At 72.7% G+C, this 25,099-nt stretch carries 23 protein-coding genes and 1 tRNA gene; 14 read left to right on the top strand and 10 right to left on the bottom strand.

The window, feature by feature from the left end:
* The first annotated feature begins 51 nt into the window (after positions 1–51).
* The 7 genes from topA to ABD080_RS07880 all read left to right on the top strand — a co-directional run bounded on the left by topA (position 52) and on the right by ABD080_RS07880 (position 9,316).
* The gene (topA, locus tag ABD080_RS07910) at positions 52–2,745 is read left to right on the top strand and encodes a type I DNA topoisomerase (RefSeq protein WP_343904331.1); all 2,694 of its coding nucleotides are present in this window, start codon (positions 52–54) and stop codon (positions 2,743–2,745) included.
* A 186-nt stretch (positions 2,746–2,931) separates the two neighbouring features.
* Positions 2,932–4,278 carry an ABC transporter substrate-binding protein gene (locus ABD080_RS07905; protein ID WP_343904330.1) on the top strand — a complete coding sequence of 449 codons (1,347 nt, stop codon included), beginning with the start codon at positions 2,932–2,934 and terminating at the stop codon, positions 4,276–4,278.
* On the top strand, positions 4,275–5,405 hold the full coding sequence (locus tag ABD080_RS07900; RefSeq protein ID WP_377827287.1) for a carbohydrate ABC transporter permease: 1,131 nt from the start codon (positions 4,275–4,277) through the stop codon (positions 5,403–5,405). The genes ABD080_RS07905 and ABD080_RS07900 overlap by 4 nt, the downstream gene beginning before the upstream one ends.
* Positions 5,402–6,295 carry a carbohydrate ABC transporter permease gene (locus ABD080_RS07895; protein WP_137769892.1) on the top strand — a complete coding sequence of 298 codons (894 nt, stop codon included), beginning with the start codon at positions 5,402–5,404 and terminating at the stop codon, positions 6,293–6,295. The genes ABD080_RS07900 and ABD080_RS07895 overlap by 4 nt, the downstream gene beginning before the upstream one ends.
* 77 nt (positions 6,296–6,372) lie before the next feature.
* Positions 6,373–7,434 (top strand): Gfo/Idh/MocA family protein, encoded by a 1,062-nt coding sequence (locus ABD080_RS07890; RefSeq protein WP_343904329.1) that lies wholly within the window; start codon positions 6,373–6,375, stop codon positions 7,432–7,434.
* A complete protein-coding gene (gene tmk / locus ABD080_RS07885) occupies positions 7,431–8,162 on the top strand; it encodes a dTMP kinase (protein WP_137769890.1) in 732 nt (243 codons plus the stop codon). Before ABD080_RS07890 ends, tmk begins: the two co-directional genes overlap by 4 nt.
* The gene (locus ABD080_RS07880; RefSeq protein ID WP_137769889.1) at positions 8,159–9,316 is read left to right on the top strand and encodes a DNA polymerase III subunit delta'; all 1,158 of its coding nucleotides are present in this window, start codon (positions 8,159–8,161) and stop codon (positions 9,314–9,316) included. Before tmk ends, ABD080_RS07880 begins: the two co-directional genes overlap by 4 nt.
* A gap of 37 nt (positions 9,317–9,353) precedes the next feature.
* Here the strand turns inward: ABD080_RS07880 and ABD080_RS07875 are convergent, their stop codons facing one another.
* The 5 genes from ABD080_RS07875 to ABD080_RS07855 form a co-directional block, all read right to left on the bottom strand.
* Positions 9,354–9,680 (bottom strand): hypothetical protein, encoded by a 327-nt coding sequence (locus ABD080_RS07875; protein WP_343904328.1) that lies wholly within the window; start codon positions 9,678–9,680, stop codon positions 9,354–9,356.
* A 115-nt stretch (positions 9,681–9,795) separates the two neighbouring features.
* Entirely contained in the window at positions 9,796–10,830 is a 1,035-nt protein-coding gene (locus ABD080_RS07870; protein ID WP_343904327.1) for a DUF3027 domain-containing protein, read from the bottom strand.
* Positions 10,831–10,835: 5 nt separating this feature from the next.
* Complete coding sequence (locus ABD080_RS07865; protein WP_137769886.1) at positions 10,836–11,222, bottom strand: cold-shock protein; 387 nt, start codon at positions 11,220–11,222, stop codon at positions 10,836–10,838.
* 104 nt (positions 11,223–11,326) lie between these two features.
* The gene (locus ABD080_RS07860; protein ID WP_137769885.1) at positions 11,327–12,061 is read right to left on the bottom strand and encodes an NUDIX hydrolase; all 735 of its coding nucleotides are present in this window, start codon (positions 12,059–12,061) and stop codon (positions 11,327–11,329) included.
* Positions 12,058–12,753 (bottom strand): endonuclease III domain-containing protein, encoded by a 696-nt coding sequence (locus ABD080_RS07855; protein ID WP_343904326.1) that lies wholly within the window; start codon positions 12,751–12,753, stop codon positions 12,058–12,060. The genes ABD080_RS07860 and ABD080_RS07855 overlap by 4 nt, the downstream gene beginning before the upstream one ends.
* 159 nt (positions 12,754–12,912) lie before the next feature.
* Between ABD080_RS07855 and ABD080_RS07850 the strand changes: the two genes are divergently transcribed.
* Complete coding sequence (locus ABD080_RS07850) at positions 12,913–13,590, top strand: Crp/Fnr family transcriptional regulator (RefSeq protein WP_137769883.1); 678 nt, start codon at positions 12,913–12,915, stop codon at positions 13,588–13,590.
* Positions 13,591–13,690: 100 nt separating this feature from the next.
* Here the strand turns inward: ABD080_RS07850 and ABD080_RS07845 are convergent, their stop codons facing one another.
* From ABD080_RS07845 to ABD080_RS07830, 4 genes are read right to left on the bottom strand one after another with little or no spacing between them, the layout of a single operon-like run.
* Positions 13,691–14,506 (bottom strand): MBL fold metallo-hydrolase, encoded by an 816-nt coding sequence (locus ABD080_RS07845; RefSeq protein WP_259362115.1) that lies wholly within the window; start codon positions 14,504–14,506, stop codon positions 13,691–13,693.
* Between the two features lies 1 nt (position 14,507).
* Positions 14,508–15,005, bottom strand: a complete 498-nt coding sequence (locus tag ABD080_RS07840; RefSeq protein ID WP_137769881.1) for a RidA family protein — start codon at positions 15,003–15,005, stop codon at positions 14,508–14,510.
* 3 nt (positions 15,006–15,008) lie between these two features.
* Positions 15,009–15,185: a Sp36 family protein gene (sp36, locus tag ABD080_RS07835; protein ID WP_137769880.1), complete on the bottom strand. Its 177-nt coding sequence runs from the start codon at positions 15,183–15,185 to the stop codon at positions 15,009–15,011.
* A gap of 42 nt (positions 15,186–15,227) precedes the next feature.
* The gene (locus tag ABD080_RS07830) at positions 15,228–15,530 is read right to left on the bottom strand and encodes a WhiB family transcriptional regulator (RefSeq protein ID WP_137769879.1); all 303 of its coding nucleotides are present in this window, start codon (positions 15,528–15,530) and stop codon (positions 15,228–15,230) included.
* A gap of 221 nt (positions 15,531–15,751) precedes the next feature.
* On the opposite strand from ABD080_RS07830, the gene ABD080_RS07825 reads away from it, so the two are divergent.
* The 6 genes from ABD080_RS07825 (at position 15,752) to ABD080_RS07800 (ending at position 23,087) form a co-directional block, all read left to right on the top strand.
* Positions 15,752–18,160 (top strand): penicillin-binding protein, encoded by a 2,409-nt coding sequence (locus ABD080_RS07825; RefSeq protein WP_137769878.1) that lies wholly within the window; start codon positions 15,752–15,754, stop codon positions 18,158–18,160.
* A complete protein-coding gene (locus ABD080_RS07820; RefSeq protein WP_343904325.1) occupies positions 18,160–19,089 on the top strand; it encodes a metallophosphoesterase in 930 nt (309 codons plus the stop codon). Before ABD080_RS07825 ends, ABD080_RS07820 begins: the two co-directional genes overlap by 1 nt.
* A gap of 67 nt (positions 19,090–19,156) precedes the next feature.
* Positions 19,157–19,233, top strand: a tRNA-Pro gene (locus tag ABD080_RS07815).
* A gap of 488 nt (positions 19,234–19,721) precedes the next feature.
* Positions 19,722–20,822, top strand: coding sequence for a C40 family peptidase (locus tag ABD080_RS07810; protein WP_343904324.1), 1,101 nt, complete (start codon positions 19,722–19,724; stop codon positions 20,820–20,822).
* A 230-nt stretch (positions 20,823–21,052) separates the two neighbouring features.
* Complete coding sequence (locus ABD080_RS07805; RefSeq protein ID WP_343904323.1) at positions 21,053–22,462, top strand: beta-N-acetylhexosaminidase; 1,410 nt, start codon at positions 21,053–21,055, stop codon at positions 22,460–22,462.
* A 22-nt stretch (positions 22,463–22,484) separates the two neighbouring features.
* Positions 22,485–23,087 (top strand): LytR C-terminal domain-containing protein, encoded by a 603-nt coding sequence (locus tag ABD080_RS07800; protein ID WP_343904322.1) that lies wholly within the window; start codon positions 22,485–22,487, stop codon positions 23,085–23,087.
* Here the strand turns inward: ABD080_RS07800 and ABD080_RS07795 are convergent, their stop codons facing one another.
* Positions 23,088–25,067 carry an Ig-like domain-containing protein gene (locus ABD080_RS07795; RefSeq protein ID WP_137769873.1) on the bottom strand — a complete coding sequence of 660 codons (1,980 nt, stop codon included), beginning with the start codon at positions 25,065–25,067 and terminating at the stop codon, positions 23,088–23,090.
* Between the last annotated feature and the right edge of the window lie 32 nt (positions 25,068–25,099).

Raw genomic sequence — 25,099 nt, 5'->3', positions numbered from 1 at the left:
CGCTCCCGGGACGACGGGCCGCCTGAGCGCGGCGAGGAAGGAACACGAACCGTGACTGGCGGACGGCATCTGGTGATCGTCGAGTCCCCCGCGAAGGCGAGGACCATCGGCCGATACCTCGGGGACGACTACATCGTCCTCGCCTCGGTGGGGCACATCCGGGACATCCCGGTGCCCCGCGACCTGCCGGCGGAGATGAAGAAGGGGCCGTACGGGAAGTTCGGCGTCGACGTCGAGAACGGCTTCGACCCCTACTACGTCGTCAGCGCGGACAAGAAGAAGACGGTCGCCGATCTCAAGAAGGCGCTCAAGGACGTCGACGACCTCTACCTCGCCACCGATGAGGACCGCGAGGGGGAGGCGATCGCCTGGCACCTGCTCGAGACCCTCAAGCCCAAGAAGTCCCTGCCCGTGAAGCGGATGGTCTTCCACGAGATCACGCGGGACGCGATCCAGGGCGCGCTGTCGAACACGCGCGAGATCGACGGCAGCCTCGTCGACGCCCAGGAGACGCGCCGCATCCTCGACCGCCTCGTCGGCTTCGAGCTCTCCCCTGTGCTCTGGCGCAAGATCAAGCCCTCGCTCTCCGCGGGCCGCGTGCAGTCCGTCGCGACGCGGCTCGTCGTCGAGCGCGAGCGCGAGCGCATGGCCTTCGTCGCCGCGGACTACTGGGACGTGACCGGCACCTTCGCGACCGAGGAGAGCGCCTTCACCGCCAAGTTGCAGACGGTCGACGGCTCGCGGGTCGCCTCCGGCTCCGACTTCGCCGACGACGGATCCCTCAAGCCCCGCTCGCAGGGCGCCGTGGTGCTCACCGAGGACTCCTCTCGGGTCCTCGTCGAGGCGCTCACGGGCGCCCCGGCGCAGGTCACGAGCCTCGAGTCGAAGCCGTACACGCGTCGCCCCGCCGCCCCCTTCACGACCTCCTCGCTGCAGCAGGAGGCCAGCCGCAAGCTGCGCCTCGGCGCGCGCCAGGCGATGCGGGTGGCGCAGTCGCTCTACGAGAACGGCTACATCACCTACATGCGCACGGACTCGGTGACGCTGTCCTCCGAGGCGATCCGGGCCTCCCGCGCCCAGGCCTCGGAGCTGTACGGCTCCCAGTACGTGCCGGACACGCCGCGCGTCTACCAGAACAGGTCGCAGTCCGCGCAGGAGGCGCACGAGGCGATCCGCCCCGCCGGGGACCGCTTCCGCACCCCGGCGGACGTCGCCGGCCAGCTCTCCGGGGACGAGTTCCGCCTCTACGAGCTGATCTGGAAGCGCACCGTCGCCTCGCAGATGGCCGACGCGAAGGGCACCACCTCGACCGTCGAGCTGACCCTCGCGAAGGACGACCGCACGGCGACCTTCCGCGCCGCCGGCACCGTCATCACCTTCCGCGGCTTCCTCGCCGCCTACGAGGAGGGCCGCGACGCGAGCCGCTACGGCGGCGAGGACGAGGGCGGCGACAAGCGCCTCCCGCAGATGAGCGAGGGCCAGGAGCTCGAGACCCGCGACCTCACGCCCGACGGCCACTCGACCACCCCGCCGCCCCGCTACACGGAGGCCTCGCTCGTGCGGGCGCTCGAGGAGCGCGGCATCGGCCGCCCCTCGACCTACGCCTCGACCGTCGCGACCGTGCAGGACCGCGGCTACGTGCTGCGCCGCGGCACCGCGCTCGTGCCCAGCTGGGTCGCGTTCGCCGTGGTGCGCCTGCTCGAGGAGCACTTCGAGACCTACGTCGACTACGACTTCACCGCGCAGATGGAGGAGCAGCTGGACCGCATGGCCCGCGGCGACCTCTCCCGCGCGGACTACCTGCGCTCCTTCTACTACGGCACCGGCGAGGACGGCCCGCTGGGCCTGAAGCCGATGGTCGACGACCTCGGCGACATCGACGCCCGCGCCATCAACTCGATCGAGATCGGCGAGGGGATCACCCTGCGCGTGGGCCGCTACGGCGCCTACGTCGAGCGGGCGGCGCGCGGCGAGGACGGCGAGCTGATCGAGGGGGCGGACCCCCAGCGCGCGAACGTCTCCGACGACCTCGCGCCCGACGAGCTGACCGTCGAGGCCGCGAAGGAGCTCCTCGAGCGCGCCAAGGACGACGGCCGCGTGCTCGGCACCGATCCGGCGAGCGGGCACGAGATCGTCGCGAAGGACGGCCGCTTCGGCCCCTACGTCACCGAGGTGCTGCCCGAGCCCGCGGAGGGCGAGAAGAAGGTCCCGAAGTCCAAGCAGCCCAAGCCCCGCACCGGCTCGCTGCTGAAGTCCCAGGACCTCTCCTCGATCACCCTCGAGGAGGCGCTCGCGCTGCTGAGCCTGCCGCGCGTGGTGGGCACGGACGCGGACGGCACGGAGATCACGGCGCAGAACGGCCGCTACGGCCCGTACCTCAAGAAGGGCACCGACTCCCGCTCCCTGGAGACCGAGGAGCAGATCTTCACCATCACCCTCGACGAGGCGAAGGCGCTGTACGCGCAGCCCAAGACCCGCGGCCGCGCGGCCGCGAAGCCGCCGCTCAAGGAGCTCGGCACGGATCCCACGAGCGAGAAGCCGATCGTCATCAAGGACGGCCGCTTCGGCCCGTACATCACCGACGGCACGACGAACGTGTCCCTCCGCGCGACCGAGAAGGTCGAGGAGATCACCGAGCAGGTCGCGATCGAGAAGCTCGCGGAGAAGCGTGCGAAGGGTCCGGCCAAGAAGCCGGCGCGTCGGACGACCACGACGAGGAAGAAGAGCACCGCCGCCAAGAAGTGACGGCGGGGGTGGGGTGAGGATCGACCGGTCGGTCGCCGCCTCCCCGGTGCGCAGGGCGCGGAGCTGAGGCTCCGCGCCCTGCGTGCGTCCGTGCGACCTGCGGGATCGTCGCCGATCCGAGACCTCTTCCGAGCGCGGGCACGGTTACAGTGACCTCACCGACGGCCCTCCCACGAAGGAGTGATGATGCAACGACGCCTCAGCCGGCGCGCGGCCATGACGGGGGCCGCGACCGCGGCCGCCGCCGTAGGGCTCGCGGGCTGCCTCCAGAACCCGGACTCCTCCGGCGGCACGACCGCCACGGCGGAGAAGTACACCGAGGGCGACGTGCCCGGCTCCGGGACCGTGACGGTGCTCGGCGCCTTCGGCGGCCAGGAGCAGGAGGCCTTCCTCGCCTCCCTCGAGGACTTCGAGAAGGAGTCCGGGGTCACCGTGCAGTACACGGCGGACACGGACTTCACCAACACGATCCGCCAGCGGGTCGGCTCCGGCGACGCCCCGGACGTCGCGCTGTTCCCGCAGCCGGGCGGGCTCTTCGACCTCGCGCGCGGCGGGAAGGTGGTCCCGATCGACGTCTACCTCGACTACGACGCGCTCGACGGCACGCTCATCCCCGGCTTCCTCGACTCGGCACGGCTGCAGGGCCGGGTCTACGGCGCCCCCATGCGCATGGCCTGCAAGTCGCTCATCTGGTATCCGAAGGCCGCGTACGAGGAGGGCGGGTACTCCGCCGAGCCCGCGACCATGCAGGAGCTGTACGGCATCGCGGACGAGATCAAGGCCGACGGCATCACCCCGTGGTCCGACGGCTGGGCCGCGGACCAGGCCACCGGCTGGGTGGGCACCGACTGGATCGAGGAGCTCATGCTCCGCGTCCACGGCCCGGACGTCTACGACGACTGGATCTACCACCGCATGCCCTTCAACGACGAGAAGGTCGTGCAGGTCTTCGACCTCCTCGGCGACCTGCTCAAGGGCGAGGGCAACGTGCTCGGCGGCACGGACACGATCCTCAACACGCCCTTCTCCGAGGCCCCGCTGCCGCTTTTCGAGGACCCGCCGAAAGCCATGTACGTGCGCCAGGGCAACTTCGTCACGGGCTTCTTCCCGGAGGACGTGCAGAAGAACCTCGACTCCGAGGTGGGGGTCTTCGCGATGCCCACCTGGGAGGGCGGCTTCGACGGCCAGCCGATCCTGGGCGGCGGCGACCTCGCGGCGCTGTTCACCCTCAACGACGACTCCGTGAAGCTCATGAGGTTCCTGAGCTCGCCGGAGTTCGGCGGGCCGTGGGCGCAGGCGGGCGGCTGGCTCAGCCCCCACACCACCTTCGACGCCTCGCAGTACCCGGACGAGATCACCCGCCAGGTCGCGGAGATCGCCTCCGGCGCGCAGGTGTTCCGCTACGACGGCTCCGACGTCATGCCGGGCGCGGTGGGCGGCGGCTCCTTCTGGACCGGCATGGTCGAGTGGCTCAAGGGCTCGAAGGACTCGCAGCAGGTGTGCGACGAGATCGAGGCGGGGTGGCCGAAGTGACCACCGCCGTCGCAGCGCGCGAGGAGCGGGCCGGCTCCCCCGCCCGGCCCGTGCGGCTCGTGGTCGGCGCGGTGGGCATGGTGCTCACCGCGTGGCTCGCCTGCAACATCTTCCTCGCCTTCGCCTACTACCCGCAGTGGTTCGGCAATTCGAGCGTCGTCATCGGGCTGCTGGGGCTCGTGGTCGGCATCGGCGGGTCCGTGCTGTTCTTCCGCTTCCTCAACATGTGCGTCGAGGGGCTCCCCTCCCGCTTCTCCGAGGGCGTGATCCCCTACGCCTTCCTGCTGCCAGGGTTCAGCCTCATCGCCCTGCTGCTGCTCTACCCGACGGTGCAGACCGTCGTGTACTCCTTCGCGAACGCGGACTCCACGGAGTGGGCGGGCCTGTCGAACTACACGGCCGTGCTCGGCAGCGGGGAGTTCTGGTCCGCCCTGCTGAACAACCTGCTGTGGATCATCGTGGTGCCGATCGCGACCGTGGCGCTGGGCCTCGGGGTCGCGGTGCTCGCGGACAAGCTCTCCCCCACGGGCGAGAAGATCACGAAGTCCCTGATCTTCCTGCCGATGGCGATCAGCTTCGTGGGCGCGGCGACCATCTGGGGCCTCGTCTACGCGTACAACGCCCCCGGCACCGAGCAGACGGGACTGCTCAACGCGATCGTCGTCGCCCTCGGCGGGGACCCGCAGCCGTGGTACCAGCTCGACACGGCGCGGCTGAACTCGCTGCTGCTCATGGTGATCCTCATCTGGCTGCAGACGGGCTTCGCGATGGTGCTCCTCAGCTCCGCGATCAAGGCGGTCCCCGAGGACACGATCGAGGCGGGCCGGATGGACGGCGCGAGCGAGGCGCGGATCTTCTGGCAGATCATCTTCCCGCAGGTGCGCGCGACCCTGCTCGCGGTCTTCATCACCGTGCTGATCCTCGTGCTCAAGGTCTTCGACGTCATCTACGTGACGACCAACGGCCTGTACTCGACGGACGTCATCGCGAACCTGTTCTTCCGCAAGCTGTTCACGGACCAGCAGGCGGGCCAGGCCTCCGCTGTCGTGGTCGTGCTGCTGATCCTCGTGCTGCCGATCCTCGTGTACCAGGTGCGCAGCTTCCGGGCCCAGGAGGCAGGACGATGAGCGCGACGACCCGCACCCCCGCCCCGACGGCGTCGACCCGGGGCACCATGGCCGACGGCCGTCGGCGCTCCCCGCTCGCGATGATCGTCATGCCGCTGCTCGCGCTGCTGTGGACGGTGCCGACCCTCGGCCTGCTCGTGACGAGCTTCCGCACCCGCGAGGCCGCCGCCACGAGCGGCTGGTGGAGCGCCCTCACCCAGGGCGGGTGGACCCTCGACAACTACGCCCAGGTGCTCGGCAGCGCCTCCATGGGCACCTCGCTCGTGAACTCGATCGTGGTCGCGGTGCCGGCGACGGTGCTGCCGATCATGTTCGCGGCCTTCGCCGCCTATGCGTTCACCTTCATGGAGTTCCGCGGCAAGGACCTCCTGTTCATCGTCATCGTCGCGCTCATGGTGGTGCCGATCCAGGTGGCCTTCCAGCCGATGCTGGACCTCCTGGGGCCGCGCGGCCTGGGCATCAACGGCCAGTTCGTCGCGGTGTGGCTGCTGCACACCGGCTTCGGCATGCCGCTCGCCGTCTACACGCTGCGCAACTACATGGCGACCCTGCCGGGCTCCGTCGTGGAGAGCGCGAAGATCGACGGCGCGAGCCACTTCCAGACCTTCTGGCGGCTCGTGGCGCCCATGTCCTCCCCGGCGATCGCGGCGTTCGCGACCCTGCAGTTCCTGTGGGTCTGGAACGACCTGCTCATCGCGAAGCTGTTCATCGGCGGCGGGGCGAACAAGACGATCATCGTGGACCTCCAGCAGATGCTCGGCACCCAGGGCCAGGGCACGGAGCTGCTCACCGCCGGCGCCTTCATCTCGATGGTGGTGCCGATGATCGTGTTCTTCTCCCTGCAGCGCTTCCTCGTGCGGGGCATGACCTCCGGCGCCGTCAAGGGCTGAGCCGGGCCTCCCCTCCCCAGGACCGAGCCGTCCCCACGTCCCGCACGGACGTCGGGACGGCTCGGTAGATTAGGGGCATGAGCTCGCGCGAGAACACGCCCGGGGAGCCGCTCGAGCTCCCCGCCCCCCGCACCCCCGAGCCGGCGGCCGCGCCGGGTCTGCGCTGGGGTGTCGTCTCCCCCGGCCACATCGGCACCCAGTTCACGGAGACCGCGCACCGCGCGACCGCCTCCCGGGTGGTCTCCGTCGTCTCGCGCTCCGCGGAGCGCGCCCGCGCCTTCGCCGCGGAGCACCGGGCCGACGGCGCCTTCACGAACGTCGAGGAGATGCTCGCCGCGGGCGGCATCGACGCGGTCTACGTCGCCTCCCCGCACGCCCAGCACGCGGAGCTCGCGCGCCCCGTGCTCGAGGCCGGGATCCCCGTCGTGGTCGAGAAGGCCTTCACGCTCAACGCCGGCCAGGCCGCGGAGCTGCTGGACCTCGCGCGGGAGCGCGGCGTCTTCGCCATGGAGGCCATGTGGGCGCGCTTCCTGCCGCACTACGACGTGCTGAACCAGGTGCTCGAGTCCAAGCTGCTCGGCGAGATCATCGAGGTCGCCGCCGATCACGGGCAGTCGATGCCCACCGATCCCTCCCACCGCATGAACGACCCCGAGCTGGGCGGCGGCGCGCTGCTCGACCTCGGCGTGTACCCCGTCTCCTTCGCCCAGATGGTGCTCGGCGACCTCACCGACCTCGCCGTGCGCGGCGACCTCACCCCCACGGGCGTCGACGGATACGTCGGCATCCTCGCCCGCGGCGAGCGCGGCCGAGCCCGGCTGGGGACCACCCTGCGCGCCCGCACGCCCACCGAGGCCGTGATCAGCGGCACCGCGGGGCAGGCGCGCCTCGCGGGCGCCTTCTTCGCGCCCACCACGCTCACCGTGACCCTGCTCGACGGCCGCAGCGCCTCCTTCGAGGCGCCGGGGATCGGCGGGGACGGCATGGCCTACGAGATCGCGGAGGCCGCCCGCCGCATCACCGCCGGGGATCTCGAGTCCCCGCTCATGAGCTGGGCGGACACCCTCTCCGTCATGAACACCCTCGACGCGGTGCGCGCCGAGCTGGGCGTCGTCTACCCCGGGGAGGCCGCCCGATGATGCCCGGAGGCCTGCCCCCTGCCCTCACCGTCCCCGCCCCGCGGCCGCCGCGCCGCGGCGTGTTCATCTCCTTCGAGGGCGGCGACGGCGCGGGCAAGTCCACGCAGATGTCCATGCTGCGCGACCACCTCATCCACGACCGGATGGTCGACGAGGACCTCGTGCTCACCACCCGTGAGCCCGGCGGCACGCCGCTGGGCGCACAGATCCGCGAGCTCGTGCTGCACGGGGACGACGTGGACCCGCGGGCGGAGGCCCTGCTCTACGCCGCGGACCGCGCCCACCACATCGCCTCGAGGGTCCGCCCGCACCTGGCGCGCGGCGGCCTCGTCCTCGGCGACCGGTACCTCGACTCCTCCGTCGCCTACCAGGGGGCCGGTCGCGAGCTGGAGGCCCGGGAGATCGCCGCCCTGTCGCTGTGGGCGGTGGACGGCCTGCTGCCGCACCGCACGATCCTGCTGGACCTGCCCCCCGCGGCGCTCGCGGAGCGGCGCGCGCCCGGGGAGATGGACCGCCTCGAGCGGGCCGGCCTCGAGTTCCACGAGGCGGTGCGCGAGCAGTTCCTCCAGCTCGCGGCCGACGATCCCGACCGCTTCGCCGTGATCGACGCGGCACTGCCCAAGGAGGAGGTGCACGCCCAGGTGCTCGAGAAGGTCTCCGGCGTGCTGCAGCTGTTCGAGCCGACCTTCGAGCAGCCCGTCCCCGCGAAGCACCGGGACGAGCTGTGAGCGCCCCGGCCGTGGGCGCCGTGTGGCGGGACGTCGTGGGCCAGGAGGCCGCCGTCGCCCAGTTCCACCGCGCGGCCACCGGTCAGGCGTCCCTCGCCCAGGCGTGGCTCGTGACGGGACCGCCCGGCTCCGGCCGCTCCACGGCTGCGCGCGCCTTCGCCGCGGCGCTCCAGTGCGAGCAGGGCGTCGGCTGCGGAGAGTGCACCGCGTGCCGCACCGTCCTCGCGGGCACCCACCCCGACGTCACCGTCGTCGCGACGGACAAGCTCTCCATCGCGAAGGAGGAGGTGCGCTCCCTCGTCATGACCGCGCAGCGCTCCCCCGCGACGGGGCGGCACCGCGTGATCGTGGTCGAGGACGCCGACCGCATGAGCGCGGGCACCTTCAACGTGCTGCTGAAGTCCATCGAGGAGCCGCCCCCGGCGACGGTGTGGATGCTGTGCGCCCCCTCCGCGGAGGATCTCGCCCCCACGATCCGCTCCCGCTGCCGGCTCGTGACCCTCACCGTCCCCTCCGCGGAGGTCGTCGCCGGCCTGCTGCAGCGACGGGACGGCATCCCCGAGGACCTCGCCGTGCGCGCGGCCCGCGCCGCCCAGGGGCACATCGGCCTCGCCCTGCGCTACGCGACCCAGGAGGGCACCCTCGCGGCGCGGGAGGAGTCCGCCCGGAGCCTGCTGGGGCTGCGCGGGACGGGCCAGGCGGTGCTCGCCGCTCAGGCGCTCGTGGACCGTGCCACGGCCGAGGCGAAGGAGCATGCGGACCTCGTCGCGACCGAGGAGAAGGAGCGGTTCCTGCGCTCGGCGGGCATCGAGGACGGCAAGGTCCCGCCGGCGCTGCGCGGCCAGCTGCGCCAGCTCGAGGAGGACGCGAAGCGCCGCCAGACCCGTCTCGTGCGGGACGTGCTGGACCGCTATCTGCTGGATGCCCACTCGGTGCTGCGGGACGTGCTCACGCGTCAGCTGGGGTCGGGCAGCGATCTCGTGAACGTCGAGGTCGCACCGGAGATCGAGCACGCCGCGGCCGGCGGCTCGGCGCACACCACGCTCGGTCTGCTCGAGGCGGTCCAGGGCGCGCGCTCACGGATCGCGGGGAACGTGCCGCCGCTGCTCGCGATCGAGGCGCTCCTGTCCCGGGTCGCGGTCTCGCTGCGCTGACCCGCCGCCAAGGGCGACCGGCCGGCCGTCCTCCGTCTCATGCAGCGCGGTCCGGCGCCGACGGGGCCGTGCGCAGCACGAAGGGCTGGTGGTTGAGGACGCCGTTCCTCGCCTCGACCATCACGTTCTGCTCCGGCGGGATCTCGATGCGCGTCCCCGCCACGCCGAGGACGCTGGTCGAGCGTCGATAGCGTGCCCCGACGCCGATCTCGTGGGGGCCGGCGGCGACCTCGAACCGGAGCGGCCGGCCCCACCGCGCCTCGTGGTCGTTCCCGTCCATACGCACGACGGGGCGGGCGAACGGCCTCAGGAACCAGGCGTTGACCCAGTGGGCACGTGGCGTGACGGTCACTGACGACTTCATGACGACCACCGTGCCCTGCCCGTCGAGTGCGCGGGGAGCACGCCCGATGGCGGCACGGCGACGCACGTCCTGCCCGGAGTGGACGAGGGACGGGACGGTCCGGTGCGAGCCCGGCTCAGACCTCGGTGGTGGAGGCGCTCTCGGGACGACCGGAGTCCTCGGACGAAGCGGGATCCCCATCCTCGCCGGGAGCGGGGGCCTCATCGGCGGCGGCCACCTCGGCATCGGCCTTCTCGGCGTCGGCCGCGGTCTCCGAGGGGGCGTCCACGACGACGGGCTCGTCAGCGGCCTGCTCGCCGGACGCCGACTCGTCAGCAGCCGACTCGTCAGCAGCCTGCTCGTCGGAGGTGGGCTCCTGGAGCTCGAGGTCCGCCTCGAGCTCGTCGATCACGACGCCGGCGCCGCGCGCGGCCTCGTGATCGGTCTCCTCCTGGCCGGTCTGCGAATGGGAACCGCAGCCGTAGCCCAGGTGCACCACGCGACCGTCGGCCGGGGACCACTCGTTCGTGCAGACCCCGAACTCGGTGCGCAGCGATCCCGAGAGCAGCGACAGGAAGCCGCAGCTCGAGCAGGTCGCGGTGACCGTGCCGCGGCGTCCGCGGTGCGAGGTCTGCCGCGGGCCGAACTCGCCCTCGGTCCAGCGCTCGGCGGCCTCGACGCGCCCCTCGGGCGAGAGCACGCGCTCCCGGCCCAGACCCAGCTCCCACTGGGCCACGCGGTCCTCGTCCTCGTCGCCGGTGGCCTCGTAGCCCTGCTCGAGGCGCACGTCCTGCTCCTGGAAGGGCAGGAGGTCGTCGGCGCCCACGTCGGAGGGCTTCAGACGCTCCGCCCACGGCTCCCACGCGGGGGCCAGCAGCGCGCCCTCGCCGGGCAGCAGCGCCGTCTCGGCGACGGTCGCCGCCTTCGCTCGGGGCGCACGGCTGAGGACGACGACCCACGACCAGCCGCGGTAGCCGGGCATCGTGCAGTCGAAGACGTGCGTGACCAGCCGCTCACCGGCGGGCTCGGCGCGCAGGTGCTCGCCCACCTGCCCGGGCTCGGTGACCTCCACGAGGGCCTCCCGGGCCTGCTCGATCGCGGCGGCCGCGACGGCGTCGAGCTTCGGCTTCGCGGTGCGGGGACGGCGGGATGCGGTGGTCGGCTGGGTCATGGGTCTCAGGCCTCGAAGTTGTCCGCGACGGCGCGCAGCACGGTGGCGATCTTCTGGGAATGGCCGCGGTCGGGGAAGCGCCCCTGCCGCAGGCCGTTGGAGGCGTCGTCCAGGAGCCGGATGAGGTCCTCGGTCATCGTGGCCATCTCCTCCGGCTTCGGTCGGCGCGCACGGGACACGGAGGGCGCCGGCTCGAGCAGCTGCAGGGACAGCACCTGCGGGCCGCGACGGCCGTCGACCATGTCGAACTCGACGCGCGCGCCGGGGCGCAGCGTCGTCACTCCCTCGGGGAGCGAGGTCGCGTGGACGTAGACGCTCTGTCCGTCCTCGTCATCGAGGATGAAGCCGAAGCCCTTCTCGGCGTCGTAGAACTTCACCTTGCCGCGTGGCACGTTGATCCCGTCCTGTCCTGGGGTCTGGGGGCTGGTCACTGGAGGGGCCCGCGTCGGGGACGCGGGCGTGGCGGGGCCGCCCACGGGGCCGCCGCCGATCGAGTCTACAGGCCCGCGCTCCCCGGGACGCGCCGTCCCGGTGCGGGGTCCGGACGCTGCCTCCGGCGCTCGGCGGGGACCTCCCGGGCGGGGGCGTCCGGGGGCACCGACGGAAGACCCAGCTCGACGAGGACACGGTCCAGGATCAGCGCGGTGAACCCCCAGACGAAGGCCTGCTCGGGCAGGTCGAAGGCGGGGCCGACGTCCATCCCGTCGAGCCGGCCGCGCAGCCGTCGGGCGGGGTCGCCGAGGGAGCCGGGGCCCTGGAGCCGCGCCCACACGACCCGCTCGACCTCGACCGGGTCCTGCACGCCGAGCACCGGCCGCTCGGGCGCCCAGGCGAGCACCGGCGTGACGTACTGGCGCCGCCAGGGCATGCCGATCGGGGCGAACGCGCCGAGCACGCGCGCCGCCCCCTCGACCAGGCCCGTCTCCTCCTGCGCCTCCCGCAGCGCCGTGTGCACCTCGTCGCGGTCGGTGGGGTCCATGGCGCCGCCGGGCAGCGAGAACTGGCCCGGCTGCGAGCGCAGACGGTGGCCGCGCTCCTCGATCACGAGCTCCGCGTCCTCCGCGGTGGTCCCGCTCAGCAGCACGAGCACGGCGCTGCGCCGCGCCTCCTCGCGCGGCGGCAGGAGGGGCGCGTCGGGGCGTCCGACGTCCGCGACGAGCACCTCGTCGCCCCGGGCGGCGCGCTCCGCGATCCCCGAGAGGAAGGCGGGCAGCCCCGCTCCCCCGGTCATGCGGCGGCTCCCGCGCTCGGGCAGAGGTCCGCGAGCACGCAGTCCTCGCAGCGGGGCGCCCGGGCGGTGCAGACCCGTCGGCCGTGGAGGATGAGGCGCAGGCCCAGCCGGGTGAGCTCGCCCGGGGCGCCGTCGGCGGCGACCCGGGCCACGACGTCCTTCTCCACCGCGCGAGGATCCGTCGCGGCGGTCCAGCCGAGCCGGCGCGCGAGACGCCCCACGTGCGTGTCCACGGCGAGCAGCTCGTGCCCGAACCAGGCGCCGCGCACCACGTGCGCCGTCTTCCGCCCCACCCCGGGCAGAGCCTCGAGGGCGGCCTGGTCGTCCGGCACCACGCCGCCGTGGTCGCGCAGCAGCGCCGCGGCGAGGCCGACGACGCGCCGGGCGCGCGTGGGGCCCATGCCGAGCGGGCGCAGCAGCGCGGCGACCTCCTCCTCGGGGGCGGCCGCGAGGGCGGCGGGACCGGGCCACCGCCCGAAGAGCGCGGGCGTGAGGCTGTTCACCCTCGCGTCCGTCGTCTGCGCCGAGAGCACCGTCGCGACGAGCAGCTCGAAGGCGTCCCGATGGTCGAGCTCGGTGCGTGCGCCAGGGTGCTCAGCGGCCAGGCGCAGGCTCACGGCGGCGGCATCGGCCGCTCCCCGAGGGACCGTCCGGGAGCCCGCAGGGGTGCGGCGCGGGGCGGCCTGGGACATCGTTTCGGCTCCTCGGTCTGGCGGGGCGGCGGGTCTGGGGGCGCCAGGCGCGATAGTGTTCCCCCATGATGTGACTGCGACCACCGAGGGGTGGAACGCCGTCACGATCGGCACAGGCACGGTCCCGGCGGCTCCGGGACCCGATCACCAGGAGGACCCGTGGACGAGAACATCGTACGGTCGTCGCCGCTGTTCGCGGCTCTCGACGAGGACGGCAAGCAGGCCGTCCTCGCGTCGATGAAGCAGGAGGACTACCACCGCAGCGCGGTGATCTTCCGCGAGGGCGATCCCGGCGACCGCCTGTTCATCATCGGCGCCGGCAAGGTGAAGGTGGGCCACGCCTCGGGCGACGGCCGCGAGAACCTGCTCGCCGTGCTCGGCCCGGGCGAGACCCTCGGCGAGCTCTCCCTCTTCGACCCCGCCCCGCGCAACGCGACCGCGACCGTGGTGGCCGAGTCCACGCTGTACTCGCTCTCCCAGCAGGACCTCTACCGGGTGCTCGCGCAGCGCCCCGAGGTGGGCCGCCACCTGCTCGCCTCCCTCGCCCGCCGCCTGCGCAAGACCAACGAGTCCCTCGCGGACCTCGTCTTCGCGGACGTCCCCGGCCGCGTGGCCAAGAACGTCCTCGACCTCGCGCAGCGCTTCGGCCGGCAGACGGACGACGGCGTCATGGTCGCCCACGGCCTCACCCAGGAGGAGCTCGCCCAGCTGGTCGGCGCCTCCCGCGAGACCGTGAACAAGGCCCTCGCGGACTTCGCCTCGCGCGGCTGGATCCGCCTCGAGGCCCGCGCCGTGCTCATCGTCGACGTGGAGCGCCTGCGCCGCCGCGCCCGCTGACCCCTCGCACGCATGAGCGCCCGTCCTCCTCACGGGGGGCGGGCGCTCGTGCCGTCCGGGACGGGGACAGGGGAATGCGAGAGGTGTGGGGTGCGGGGCCTCAGCGCCCGGCGGCGAGGTGCTCGAGGGTCGCGCGGAGGTTCCAGCGGGCACCCTTCTCGAGCTCGGGCGGGAGCTCCGTGCCGTAGATCGCGCGCACCAGGCGGTCCAGGGTCAGCACCCCGGCGCGGCGTGCGCGGCGCACCTGCTCGATCCGCTCCTCGCGGTGCGCGATCGCGGTCTCCACGAGGGCGAGCGCGTCCAGCGGTCCCTCGGCGGCGGGCCCGTGGCCGGGGTGGATCGCGCTGATCCGGCCGTCGATCGCCATGGCCCGCAGGATCGCGAGGGACTGCAGGTGCTCGTGGATCGTGCCGCCGTCGTCGGGCACGATGACGGTCGAGGAGCCGCCGCCCAGCAGCGTGTCGCCGCTGAGCAGCCGCCCGCCGTCCACGAGCAGGCCCACGGAGTCCGCGGTGTGGCCGGGCAGGTGGATGACGTGCGCGACGGTCCCGTGGTCCCCCTCGAAGGTGGACGGCAGGGGCCGCGAGCCGGTGACCGCGTCCTGATCGGCGGCCCACAGCGGCACCTCGAGGCCGCTGCGCGCGGCGAGCTGCCGGGCGAGGGTCGCCGCTCCCGCGGTGTGGTCCAGGTGGCGGTGGGTGACGAGCACCCCCTGGGGCCGGGGCGCGGAGGCGAGGAGCAGCTCCGCGAGATGCTCCGGGTCCCGGGGACCGGGGTCCACGACCCAGCTGCGCTCCCCGTCGACGATCACGTAGGAGTTCGTGCCGTCCAGGGTCATCGCCCCGGGGTTCGCGGCCCGGACCAGCCGCAGCTCGACCGGAGGCGCCGCGGGCTCGCGCTGCGGCTCCGGGCCCATCTCAGGCGGTCCCGGGCGCGAGCTCGACGTGGAGGTCCAGCTCGACCGGCGAGTCCAGCGGGAGCACGGCGACGCCGACGGCGCTGCGGGCGTGCGTGCCCGCCTCGCCGAGGATCTCGCCGAGCAGCGTGCTCGCACCGTTGATGACGGCCGGCTGACCAGTGAACTCCGGCGCGGAGGCGACGTAGCCGGTGACCTTCACGACCCGGACGACGGCGTCGAGCGCCTCGACCCCGCCGAGCAGGTCGGCGACGGCGGCGAGCGCGTTCAGGCAGCTGATCGCGGCGAGGCGCGCGGCCTCCTCCGGATCGACCCCGGCGCCCACCTTCCCGGTCGTGGGCAGGGCGCCGTCCACGAAGGGCAGCTGGCCGGAGGTGTGCACGTGGTCACCGGTGCGGATCGCGGGCACGTAGGCCGCGACGGGCGCGGCGACGGGCGGCAGGGCGAGCCCCAGCGCCTCGAGGCGTGCGGCGATGCGCCCGGCGGGGGCGGCGGTCACGGCTCAGGCCCCCGCCGTGTCGAGGGGCCGCTTCATGTAGGCGACGAGCGACTCGGGATTGGGGCCGGGCACGACCTGCACGAGCTCCCATCCCTCCTCGCCGTAGTTGTCGAGGATCTGCTTGGTCGCGTGGATCAGCAGCGGGACGGTCAGGTACTCCCAGCGGGTCGGTGCGCTCATGGGGGCGAGCCTACCGGCGCCGCGCCCCGCGCGGCGGGCGGCTCAGCTGCTGACCGCCTCCCGCGTGGCCCGCTGCAGCAGCGCGGTCCAGCTGCTGACCTCGGGGTGCCGGCGCAGCAGGCGGCGGCGCTCGCGCTCGGTCATGCCGCCCCAGACACCGAAGTCGATGCGGTTGTCGAGCGCGTCGGCGAGGCACTGCGTGCGCACGGGACAGCTCCCGCATGCAGTCTTGATCTGGTTCTGCTCCGTCCCCTGGACGAAGAACTCGTCGGGATCCATCCCCGCGCACGCCCCGCGCGCGGCCCAGCTCTGGTCGTCCCCGGCCCCGGTGGCCCCGATCATCATCGATCCTCCCCCTTCATGGATCTCCGTCGATCCGTAGGCTTCCCCCTCACTCTAGGGAGACCCATGCCACAGCGCAAAAGCGGGCCCCGGGCGATCGGTCCGTCGGGCACGACCTCGGGCCCCGCACCCGCTCCCCGAGGACAGGGAGCCTTCGTGAAGATTCCGTCCAGGCGGGCATGGCAGATGGAACCTGGGAACGGGCCCGCCGTACTGTAGGGAGCATGGCCCGTTCCACGTCCTCGCGCCCCGAGGGAGCCCGCTCGCTCCCCGTCGCCCTGGCCCAGACCCTCTACCTGCTCCTCGGCCTCGTGGCCGTGGCGCTCCTCGGTGGAGTCCTGCTGGCGGCGTTCTTCCTCCCGGCGGTCTCCGCCTCCTCGGCCGTCGCCGAGGACGGCGTGACGCTGTTCGACTCGTACCCGAGCGAGCTCGAGGTCGAGCCGCTGAACGAGGCGAGCCGGATCGAGGCCTCGGACGGCTCGCTGCTGGCGACCTTCTACACCGAGAACCGCATCATGGTCCCGCTCGAGGAGATCTCCCCGAACATCCAGCACGCGGTGATCGCGATCGAGGACAAGCGGTTCTACGAGCACGGCGGCATCGACCCCAAGGGCATGGCGCGCGCCCTCGCGAGCAACGCGGGCGGCGGCTCGACCCAGGGCGGCTCGACCCTCACCCAGCAGTACGTGAAGAACGCCCTGCTCATGGATGCCGTCCAGCGCGGCGACCAGGAGGACATCGACGCGGCGACCGAGCAGACCTACGGCCGCAAGCTGCGCGAGGCGAAGCTCGCGATCTCGCTCGAGAAGAAGTGGAGCAAGGACGAGATCCTCAACGGCTACCTCAACGTCGCCCAGTTCGGCCCCTCCCAGTACGGCGTGGAGACGGGCGCCCAGCACTACTTCTCCAAGAGCGCGAAGGACCTCAACCCCGGTGAGGCGGCGCTGCTCGCGGGCATCACGAACGGCCCCAACCAGTACGACCCGGTGAAGCACCCCGAGGCCGGCCAGAAGCGCCGCAACGAGGTGCTGTGGACGATGCTCGACCAGGGCTACATCGACCAGGCGGACTACGACAAGTACACGAAGCAGCCCGTCGAGGACATGCTGAAGATCAAGACGGTGCGCGCCGGCTGCGCCTCCGCCGACGGCAGCGGGTTCTTCTGCGACTACGTCACGCGCACCCTCCTCAACGACCAGTCCTTCGCGCCGACGGCCGCGGAGCGGCGGAAGCTGCTCTACGGCGGCGGCCTCACCATCAAGACCACGCTGGACCCGAAGCTCCAGAAGGACGCCGAGGAGATCCTCAACCGGAAGGTCCCCGCGGACTCCGCGAGCGGCTTCGGCCACTCGATCGTCACGGTCGAGCCCGGCACCGGCAAGATCCTCACGATGGCGGAGAACCGCACCTTCAACCCGTACGCAGACGCCGGCGCCGGCGAGACCGCGATCAACTACAACGTCCCGAAGTCCCTCGGCGGCGGCAGCGGCTTCCCCGTCGGCTCGACCTTCAAGCCCTTCGTGCTCGCCCAGTGGCTCGAGAGCGGGAAGTCGATCTACGACACCGTGGGCACCAAGCGCGAGGTCATGAAGACCTTCCCCGCGAAGTGCCTGAACCGCGGCCGCTGGTACGAGACCGCCGGCTACAACCCGGACAACGCCGTCTCCGTCCCGCTCTCCTCCATGGAGACGGTCCTCAACGCGACGAAGTTCTCCGTGAACACCTCGTACGCGAACATGGCGCGACAGCTCGACCTGTGCGACATCGCGGACACCGCGCGCGACCTCGGCGCGATCCCCGCGACCTACAACCCGTACGACCAGACCACCTGGGACATGCCGATCGACGAGATGTACGGCACCGAGCTGGCCCCCTCCGTGGTGGTCCTCGGCGAGCTGCGCATCTCCGCCCTCGACATGGCCTCCGCCTACGCGACCTTCGCCGCGGAGGGCACCTACTGCAAGCCCACCGGCATCAACGAGGTCGTTGACCGCAACGGCGACAAGATGGAGACCACGGGCTCCAAGTGCGACCAGGTCATGGACAAGTCCGTCGCGGACGAGATCGCCTGGACCCTCGAGCAGGACCTCACCGATCCCCGCGCGACCGGCAAGGGCAAGGTCATCCCGGGCCACGACGCCGGCGGCAAGACCGGCACCTCCGGCTCGCAGTTCCACACCTGGTACGTCGGCTTCACCCGCCAGATGTCCACCGCCGTGTGGTTCGGCCACCCCAACGCCAACGTGCGCCCCGCGGGCTTCTCGGTGGACGGCGAGGTCCTCCAGAGCGGCAAGGTCTGGGGCAACACGGTCTCGCTGCCCACCTGGCAGGAGTACATGACGAAGGCCTCCGAGGGTCTGCCCAACGAGGCGTTCCCCGCCGCCCCCTCGGGAGCGGCGCCGAACACGGCCGCGGGCAAGCCCGCCGAGACCGGCACGGTCCCGGACGTCTCCGGGAACTACCTCAGCGCGGCGCAGTCCACGCTCCAGGCCGCCGGCTACACGACGAAGGTCGTGCGGGAGCCCTCGGCGACGGTGGGCCAGTGGTACGTCATCGGGACGGATCCCGCGCCCGGCACGAAGCTCGCCCCCGGCAGCACGGTCACCATCCGCCAGTCCAGCGGGAAGGGCTGATGCGCGCCCTCCCCCTGGCCGCCCTGGGCACCGCCGGTGCCGCGGCGGCCACGGTGGCGGCCGCCCACGTGTGGGCGCGCCACGTCGAGATCCACAGGTACACCGTGCGCGAGCAGGAGCTGCGCATCCTGCCGCCCGGTGCCCGCACGATCCGCGTGCTGCACATCAGCGACATCCACCTCGTGCCGGACCAGTCGCGCAAGCTCGACTTCCTGCGCCACCTCGCGACCTACCGGCCGCACCTGGTCATCGACACCGGGGACAACATCGCCTCCGCGGCGGCCGTCCCCGTGCTCGCCGAGGCGATCGAGCCGCTGCTGCGCCGGCCGGGCGCCTTCGTCATGGGCTCGAACGACATGTTCGCGCCCGTGCGCAAGAACCCGCTGCGCTACTTCCTCCCCGATGCCCGCCCCGCGGGCCTCACCGAGCGCACGGACGGCGACCTGCCCACGCAGGAGCTCGCGCGGCGACTCGGGGAGTTCGGCTGGAAGGACCTCACCAACACCCGGGCGACGATCGAGCTCGGCGGGCTCGAGGTGCGGCTCGCCGGGGTCGACGACCCTCATCTCGAGCGCGACCGCTTCCCCGATCCCGCGCCCGTGGAGCCCTCCGCCCCGGAGCACGGGAACGTGCTGCGGCTCGGCGTCGCGCATGCGCCCTACCGCCGCGTGCTGGACGCCTTCGTGGCCGACGGCGCGGAGCTGGTGCTCGCGGGCCACACCCATGGCGGGCAGCTGCGGCTGCCGGGCTACGGCGCCCTCGTGACCAACTGCGACATCCCTCGGGAGCAGGCCCGCGGCCTCTCCATCTGGAAGGGCGTCCCGCTCACGGTGAGCGCCGGGATGGGGGCGAGCCCCTATTCGAACTATCGTCTGTTCACGCCACCGGAGGCGACGTTGCTCACGTTGCGGGCCCGACGGCCCGACTGAGTCCCGCGTACGCCCGGAGCACTGGTAATGTTCCTGATCGGTGACTCGCTGAGGCGAGGATCCGCACCGGGGTGTGGCGCAGCTTGGTAGCGCGCCTCGTTCGGGACGAGGAGGTCGCAGGTTCAAATCCTGTCACCCCGACCACCAGGCCCGGGGCCCGCATCCACGAGGATGCGAGCCCCGGGCCTTCCTGTTGCCCGGAACCCTCCCGGCCCCGACCGTCCCGATGACCCCGTCGGCCCCGATGCTGTCGCCGAGCACCGTCAGCCCGCTCCCAGCTCGCGACCGCAGCTCCTCCACATCTCGAGCACGCCCCTCTCACCGCGAGCGAATGACACCGGTGTGATTAACACGACGATGCCCGTTTCGACCGAACGACACGGCGGTAGTTCGCGAAATCGAGTAAAAGCTTCGTCAAATAAGGTCGCGTGCGACGCAAACTCCCTGGGGGAACCCTGAGAACGCCACCTACGGTAGGTGGCGGTGCCGCCTCGACCGGGCACCCGTCCCGGGTGCCGCCTTCCCGTCACCGCCCAGGACGCTTCCTCCGCTTCCCTGGGTGACGGGCGCAGGCCGGCAGCTCCCCCGTGCCGGTGAAGCCTGTGCGGCGACGGAGAAGGAGCTCGACGGACATGTTCCGCACCGCATCACGAGGCACGCACCGGGCGACCGGCCGTGCCGTCATCGACTACCGAGGACTCGCGGTCCCGGTGGGCAAGGGCGTGGGAGGCGTCGCCGTCCTCGGCGCCGTCACCGCGACCGGAGCCCTCCAGTCCGCACCCTCCGCCCAGGCCGCCCCGGCACCGGCCGCGAGCACCGTCCGCAGCGCCGTGACCGCCCCGGTCGCCGCTCCGGCCACCAGCTCGTCCTACTCCTCCGTGAAGCTCCGCCTCGGGGCCCGCGGCGACGCCGTGACGAGCCTCCAGCGGAGCCTCAACGACCAGGGCGCCGGCATCTCCGCCGACGGCGTCTTCGGCTCGAAGACCCTCCGCGCCGTCAAGAGCGCCCAGTCCTCCGCGGGCATCACGGTGGACGGCGTCGTGGGCCCCCAGACCTGGGCCGCCCTCAACGGGTCCGAGAAGAAGGGCGGCTCCTCCTCGAGCTCGGCTGGCTCCTCCTCGTCCCTGCTGCGCCAGGGCTCGCGCGGATCGGCCGTGCGCACCCTCCAGTCCTCGCTCAACGAGGCCGGCGCGAACCTCAAGGTCGACGGCGTCTTCGGCAGGGGCACCGCCTCCGCGGTCCGCTCGCTGCAGTCCGCCGCCGGGCTCCGCGTCGACACCGTCGTGGGCCCGAAGACCTGGTCCGCCCTGGACCGCGGGGTCCGCATCGGCTCTACGGGCTCGGATCGCGGCACGAGCCGTGACGAGGTCGGCTCGAGCTTCGACGGCCAGGCCATCGTCTCCGCCGCCCGCGCGCAGATCGGCGTGGGCTACAAGTGGGGCGGCTCCAGCCCGTCCACCGGCTTCGACTGCTCCGGCCTCGTCTACCACGCGTACAACCAGGCCGGCATCGACCTGTCGCGCAAGACCGCCAAGGGGTACACCTTCGGCGGCCGGATCATCTCGCAGTCCGAGGCGAAGGTCGGCGACCTCGTCGCCTTCACCGGCAACGACTACGGGCACATCGGCATCTACGCCGGCAACGGCACCATCATCGACGCCTCGGGCTCGCGCCAGCGGGTCATGGAGCGCTCGATCTGGAGCGCCCCCCACGTCTTCGTGACCTACCGCTGACGCGGAGGTCCCACGAGACTCCCGAGCCCGCTCGGGACCACGACGGCCTGCTCGACGCGCACGCGTCACCGGGAAGGAGCAGGACGCCGTGACCGGAGCCCCGGTCGGTCCGCCGACCGGGGCTCCGCCATGCCCGGGGCGCACCCGTGTGGCCGTCGTCACGACCACGCGCGCGACGTGGCAGACTGAAGCCTCTCGCCAGGAACGACGCCGTCTCAGGAGACATGTCCATGCCGGATCCCATCGCTCTCGTCCCGCTCCCGCGCTCGGTCATCTGGAGCGCGGGCACCTGGGAGACCACCGATCCCTGGGACGGCCTCTCCGTGGGGCTGTCCGAGGAGCTCCCCCGCACCGAGTACACGCTGTCGATCTCCCCCTCGGGCGCGAGCCTCACGGCGGGCAGCGAGGCGGCCCTCGCGGACGGCCGCAACACCTTCGCGCAGATCGTCACCGGCGCGGGCGGCTCGATCCCCTGCGTGACCATCGCCGACTCCCCGAAGTACGCCTGGCGCGGCCTCCACCTCGACGTCTCCCGGCACTTCCTGCCGGTCGAGGAGGTCGAGACCATGATCGACGCCCTCGCGCTGCACCGCCTCAACGTCCTGCACCTGCACCTCACCGACGACCAGGGCTGGCGCATCGAGATCAAGGGCTACCCGCGCCTGACGGAGATCGGCGCGCGCCGCACCCGCACCGTCGTCGGCCGCCACGGCGAGATGGCCGAGGGCCTCGAGTTCGACGAGACCGTCCACGAGGGCTCCTACACCCAGGAGGAGCTGCGCGGGCTCGTCGAGTACGCCCGCCGCCGCGGCGTCATGATCGTCCCCGAGGTGGACCTGCCCGGCCACATGCAGGCCGCGATCGCCGCCTACCCGCAGCTCGGCAACGTCCCCGACCGCGAGCTCGAGGTGCGCCAGGTCTGGGGGATCTCCGACCACGTGCTCGGCGTCTCCGACGAGGCCTTCGACTTCGTCCGCGACGTGCTCACGCAGGTCGCGGAGATCTTCCCCGCCCCCTACGTGCACATCGGCGGCGACGAGGTCCCGCGCGGGGAGTGGGAGCGCTCGAGCGCGGCCCGCAGCCGCATGAACGAGTGGGGGCTCACCCGGGTCTCCGAGATCCAGGGGCGCTTCACGCAGTTCGCCTCCGAGGTCCTCGCCGAGAGCGGCAAGCGGGTCCTCGCCTGGGACGAGGTGCTCGAGACGCACCTGCCCGACGACACCGTCATCATGAACTGGCGCAGCCCGGCGGGCGTCACCGAGGCCGTCTCGCGAGGCTTCCAGACCATCGTGTCCACCTCGGACCTGCTCTACTTCGACCACTACCAGGCCGATCCGGAGGACGAGCCTCTCGCGATCGGCGGCCTCACCACGGTCAAGGACGTCTACACCGGCCGCCTCCTGCCCAAGAAGATCACCGAGGAGCAGGAGCGCCTGATCCTCGGCATCCAGGGCCAGCTCTGGTCCGAGTACCTCCCGGACGCGGAGCAGGTCCAGTACATGGCGTTCCCGCGCGTGTGCGCCCTCGCCGAGCGCGCCTGGGGCTCCCCCGAGCAGAGCTGGGACGAGTTCGAGGAGCGGCTGCGCGCCCACCTCCCGCGGCTGGACGCCTTCGGCATCCGGTACCGCCCGCTGGACTGACCCGGGACCCCGCGAGGCCACCATGTCCGATCCGCACCGCACCCACCCCTACGGCCGCTCGGCCGACGACGTCCGACGCCGCGACCTGCGCGCCCGCCGCACCCGGCGGTTCCGCATCACCCAGATCGCGGTCTTCTCCGTCGCCGCCGTCCTGCTGCTCGGGGTGGGTGCGTACGCGATCGGACAGCTGCGGACGCCGAACCCCGCCCCGGGCGTCATCGACACGAAGACCTTCGGCAGGGCCGAGCCGGAGGTGACCTGCCCCGAGGCGGGGGCGGTGCCCGCCGCGCCGGAGGACGTCACCGTGAACGTCCTCAACGGCACCGGGCGGAGCGGCCTCGCGGGCCGCGTCTCCGAGTCCCTCGCCGATCGCGGCTACACCGCGGGGAAGGTCGGCAACACCTCGCAGGCCTCCGGCGCCGCCGTGATCGTCTACGGGCCCTCCGGCTATCTCGCCGCGCAGTCGGTCCTCGCGCAGGTCGGCACTGCGGAGCTCACGCTCGACGGTCGGGACGACGCGAGCGTGGACCTGCTGCTGGGCGACGGCTTCTCCGACCTCGCCGGCAGCGGCGCCGCGGAGAAGGCGCTCGGGACGCCGGTCGCGACCCCCGAGGGCTGCGGCTGATCAGTCCTCCCAGTCGCGGCGGTCCCGCTCCATGCGCAGGCCGATCGCGAGGGACACCCCGCCGCCGAAGACCAGCAGCAGCACGATCGTCCCGAACACCACCGAGGTGCTCTGCGAGCTCGGCAGGAGACCCACCAGCAGCGAGTTGATCCCGCTCGGCTCGGTGCGGGCGCCGTCGACCACCGCGCCGCCCGGATCCACCTCGATCGAGAGGGTCGCGCTCGCGGGCACGCCGTCCTCGTCCTCGACCGTGTACTCGATCGCCTCCGTCGCCCCTGTGAACCCCGGGACCGGGGTGACGGTGATCGAGCCGTTGGCCGAGACCGTGTACGTGGCCTCCCCCGGGATCACGAGGCGCTTGCCCGTGAACTGGTCGAGGTCCTGCAGGTTCGTCGCGTCGAGCGAGCGCAGCCGCACGCTCGAGGCGACGAGCGGGGCCGCCGCGGTCCCGGCCGTGTCGTTGGCGAGCACGTCGATCGTGCGCGGGGCGCCCGTGCCGGTCCGCTCGGCGTCGTCGCGGAGCACCGGCACCGCATCCACGATCCGCGCTGTGAACAGCCCGGTCGCCGTGTTGTCGGCGTAGATGCCCGTGCCGGCGACCGTCACCGCGCTCTCCACCCCGGTCCTCTCCTCCGACGCCTCGAAGGTGAGGGTCAGCGCGTCGAGGTCCAGGGTCCAGGTCCCCACCCCCGGCAGCTGCGCCGTCAGACCGTCCGCGGAGAGCGTCGCGCCGTCGGGCAGCGCCGCCTCGTCCAGGTGGAGGGAGTCCGCGCTGAGGTCGCGGGTCCCGGAGGAGAGGTCGAAGACGACGGGGCTGCCCGGGGTCGCCGCCTGGGAGCGGTCCTGGAGGATCGGGTAGGCCGTGGAGAGCACCCCGGGGGACGCGTCGTTGCCCTGGTCGTCGGTGCCCGTGACCGTCATGGGGACGGTGACGTGGACGTCCGCGCTCTCCGGGGTGAAGCGCACCGCCCCCGCGCTGCGGTCGAGCGTCCAGACCCCCTGGCCGGGCACCACCGCGCGGGTGCCGTCCTGGGACAGCTCGACACCCTCCCCGCCCTCGGGCGGCTCGAGCCGCAGGGTCGAGAGGTCCACGTACTGCTGCCCCTCGGAGACCGAGTAGCGGATCTCCTGGCCGTAGGGGGCCGACCAGTTGAGGTCCGAGATGATCGGGACGGTCAGCTCGACCTCCGTCGCCCCGACCGGCGCGCCCTCGGCGTCGAGGGCCACGAAGCGCACCGGGGTTGGCTGGTAGCCGAGCCGGGTGGAGCCCGGGGAGTAGGTGACCCGTGAGCCGTCCGCGGAGAGCTGCCAGCCGCCCTGCTCGGGGATGACGAGGCGGCTGCCGTCGGAGGAGAGGCTCGACCGGGCGGTCAGCCCGTCGAGCGTCATCCGGACCCCGCCGCCCGAGGGCACCGTCAGGCCGAGCTCCACCGGCACGTCGACGCCCGCGGCGGAGTGGTTCGCGACGGAGGCGACGTCGAGCACCGTCGGGCTCAGCTCCGCGGGCTCCGAGCGGGTGCCGTGGATGCTGCCGACGGTGATCGCGACGGGCAGGGTGGGGGCCGTGACGCCGTCGTCCGGGGTGAACACGAGGGTCGTGCCGAGCAGCGACCAGGTCCCCTCCCCCGAGACGGTGAGCGTGCGACCGTCCTCGGAGACCGCCATCGCCGCGGCGTCGGTCTCGCCGAGGGAGGGCGGCACCACCAGGCGTGCGGTGGACTCGTCGAGCTGGTCCTGCTGCGCGTCGTCGATCAGCGCGTCGAGCGGGACCGAGGTGACGGCGTCCGGCAGCACGGAGATGCTCGAGGACTCGAGCGGGAGGGGGAAGGTGCCGTCCTCGCCGAGCGCGGAGGCCGGGAGGATCCCGGAGAGGCCCAGCAGCAGCGTCGCCCCTGCGGTCGCGGCGACGCGCACCAGGGGGCCGCGCCGGTCGCCGCGCGGCCGGGCGGACGACCGGGAGCACGGCATCGGATCGAGCACCGGCCCAGGGTAGCAAGGGCGCCCGGGCCGCG

Source organism: Brachybacterium rhamnosum, assembly GCF_039526185.1.
Classification (GTDB): Bacteria; Actinomycetota; Actinomycetes; order Actinomycetales; family Dermabacteraceae; genus Brachybacterium; species Brachybacterium rhamnosum.
The sequence above is the reverse complement of the archived record's forward strand: the minus strand, read 5'-3'. Positions and strand labels throughout refer to the sequence as shown.

Excerpts from the sequence above, each read along its gene's own strand:
- ABD080_RS07905 (WP_343904330.1), top strand. The coding sequence starts at position 2,932 with ATGCAACGACGCCTCAGCCGGCGCGCGGCCATGACGGGGGCCGCGACC.
- ABD080_RS07895 (WP_137769892.1), top strand. The coding sequence starts at position 5,402 with ATGAGCGCGACGACCCGCACCCCCGCCCCGACGGCGTCGACCCGGGGC.
- ABD080_RS07890 (WP_343904329.1), top strand. The coding sequence starts at position 6,373 with ATGAGCTCGCGCGAGAACACGCCCGGGGAGCCGCTCGAGCTCCCCGCC.
- tmk (WP_137769890.1), top strand. The coding sequence starts at position 7,431 with ATGATGCCCGGAGGCCTGCCCCCTGCCCTCACCGTCCCCGCCCCGCGG.
- ABD080_RS07875 (WP_343904328.1), bottom strand. The coding sequence starts at position 9,680 with ATGAAGTCGTCAGTGACCGTCACGCCACGTGCCCACTGGGTCAACGCC.
- ABD080_RS07870 (WP_343904327.1), bottom strand. The coding sequence starts at position 10,830 with ATGACCCAGCCGACCACCGCATCCCGCCGTCCCCGCACCGCGAAGCCG.
- ABD080_RS07860 (WP_137769885.1), bottom strand. The coding sequence starts at position 12,061 with ATGACCGGGGGAGCGGGGCTGCCCGCCTTCCTCTCGGGGATCGCGGAG.
- ABD080_RS07855 (WP_343904326.1), bottom strand. The coding sequence starts at position 12,753 with ATGTCCCAGGCCGCCCCGCGCCGCACCCCTGCGGGCTCCCGGACGGTC.
- ABD080_RS07845 (WP_259362115.1), bottom strand. The coding sequence starts at position 14,506 with ATGGGCCCGGAGCCGCAGCGCGAGCCCGCGGCGCCTCCGGTCGAGCTG.
- sp36 (WP_137769880.1), bottom strand. The coding sequence starts at position 15,185 with ATGAGCGCACCGACCCGCTGGGAGTACCTGACCGTCCCGCTGCTGATC.
- ABD080_RS07830 (WP_137769879.1), bottom strand. The coding sequence starts at position 15,530 with ATGATGATCGGGGCCACCGGGGCCGGGGACGACCAGAGCTGGGCCGCG.
- ABD080_RS07825 (WP_137769878.1), top strand. The coding sequence starts at position 15,752 with ATGGCCCGTTCCACGTCCTCGCGCCCCGAGGGAGCCCGCTCGCTCCCC.
- ABD080_RS07820 (WP_343904325.1), top strand. The coding sequence starts at position 18,160 with ATGCGCGCCCTCCCCCTGGCCGCCCTGGGCACCGCCGGTGCCGCGGCG.
- ABD080_RS07810 (WP_343904324.1), top strand. The coding sequence starts at position 19,722 with ATGTTCCGCACCGCATCACGAGGCACGCACCGGGCGACCGGCCGTGCC.
- ABD080_RS07805 (WP_343904323.1), top strand. The coding sequence starts at position 21,053 with ATGCCGGATCCCATCGCTCTCGTCCCGCTCCCGCGCTCGGTCATCTGG.
- ABD080_RS07800 (WP_343904322.1), top strand. The coding sequence starts at position 22,485 with ATGTCCGATCCGCACCGCACCCACCCCTACGGCCGCTCGGCCGACGAC.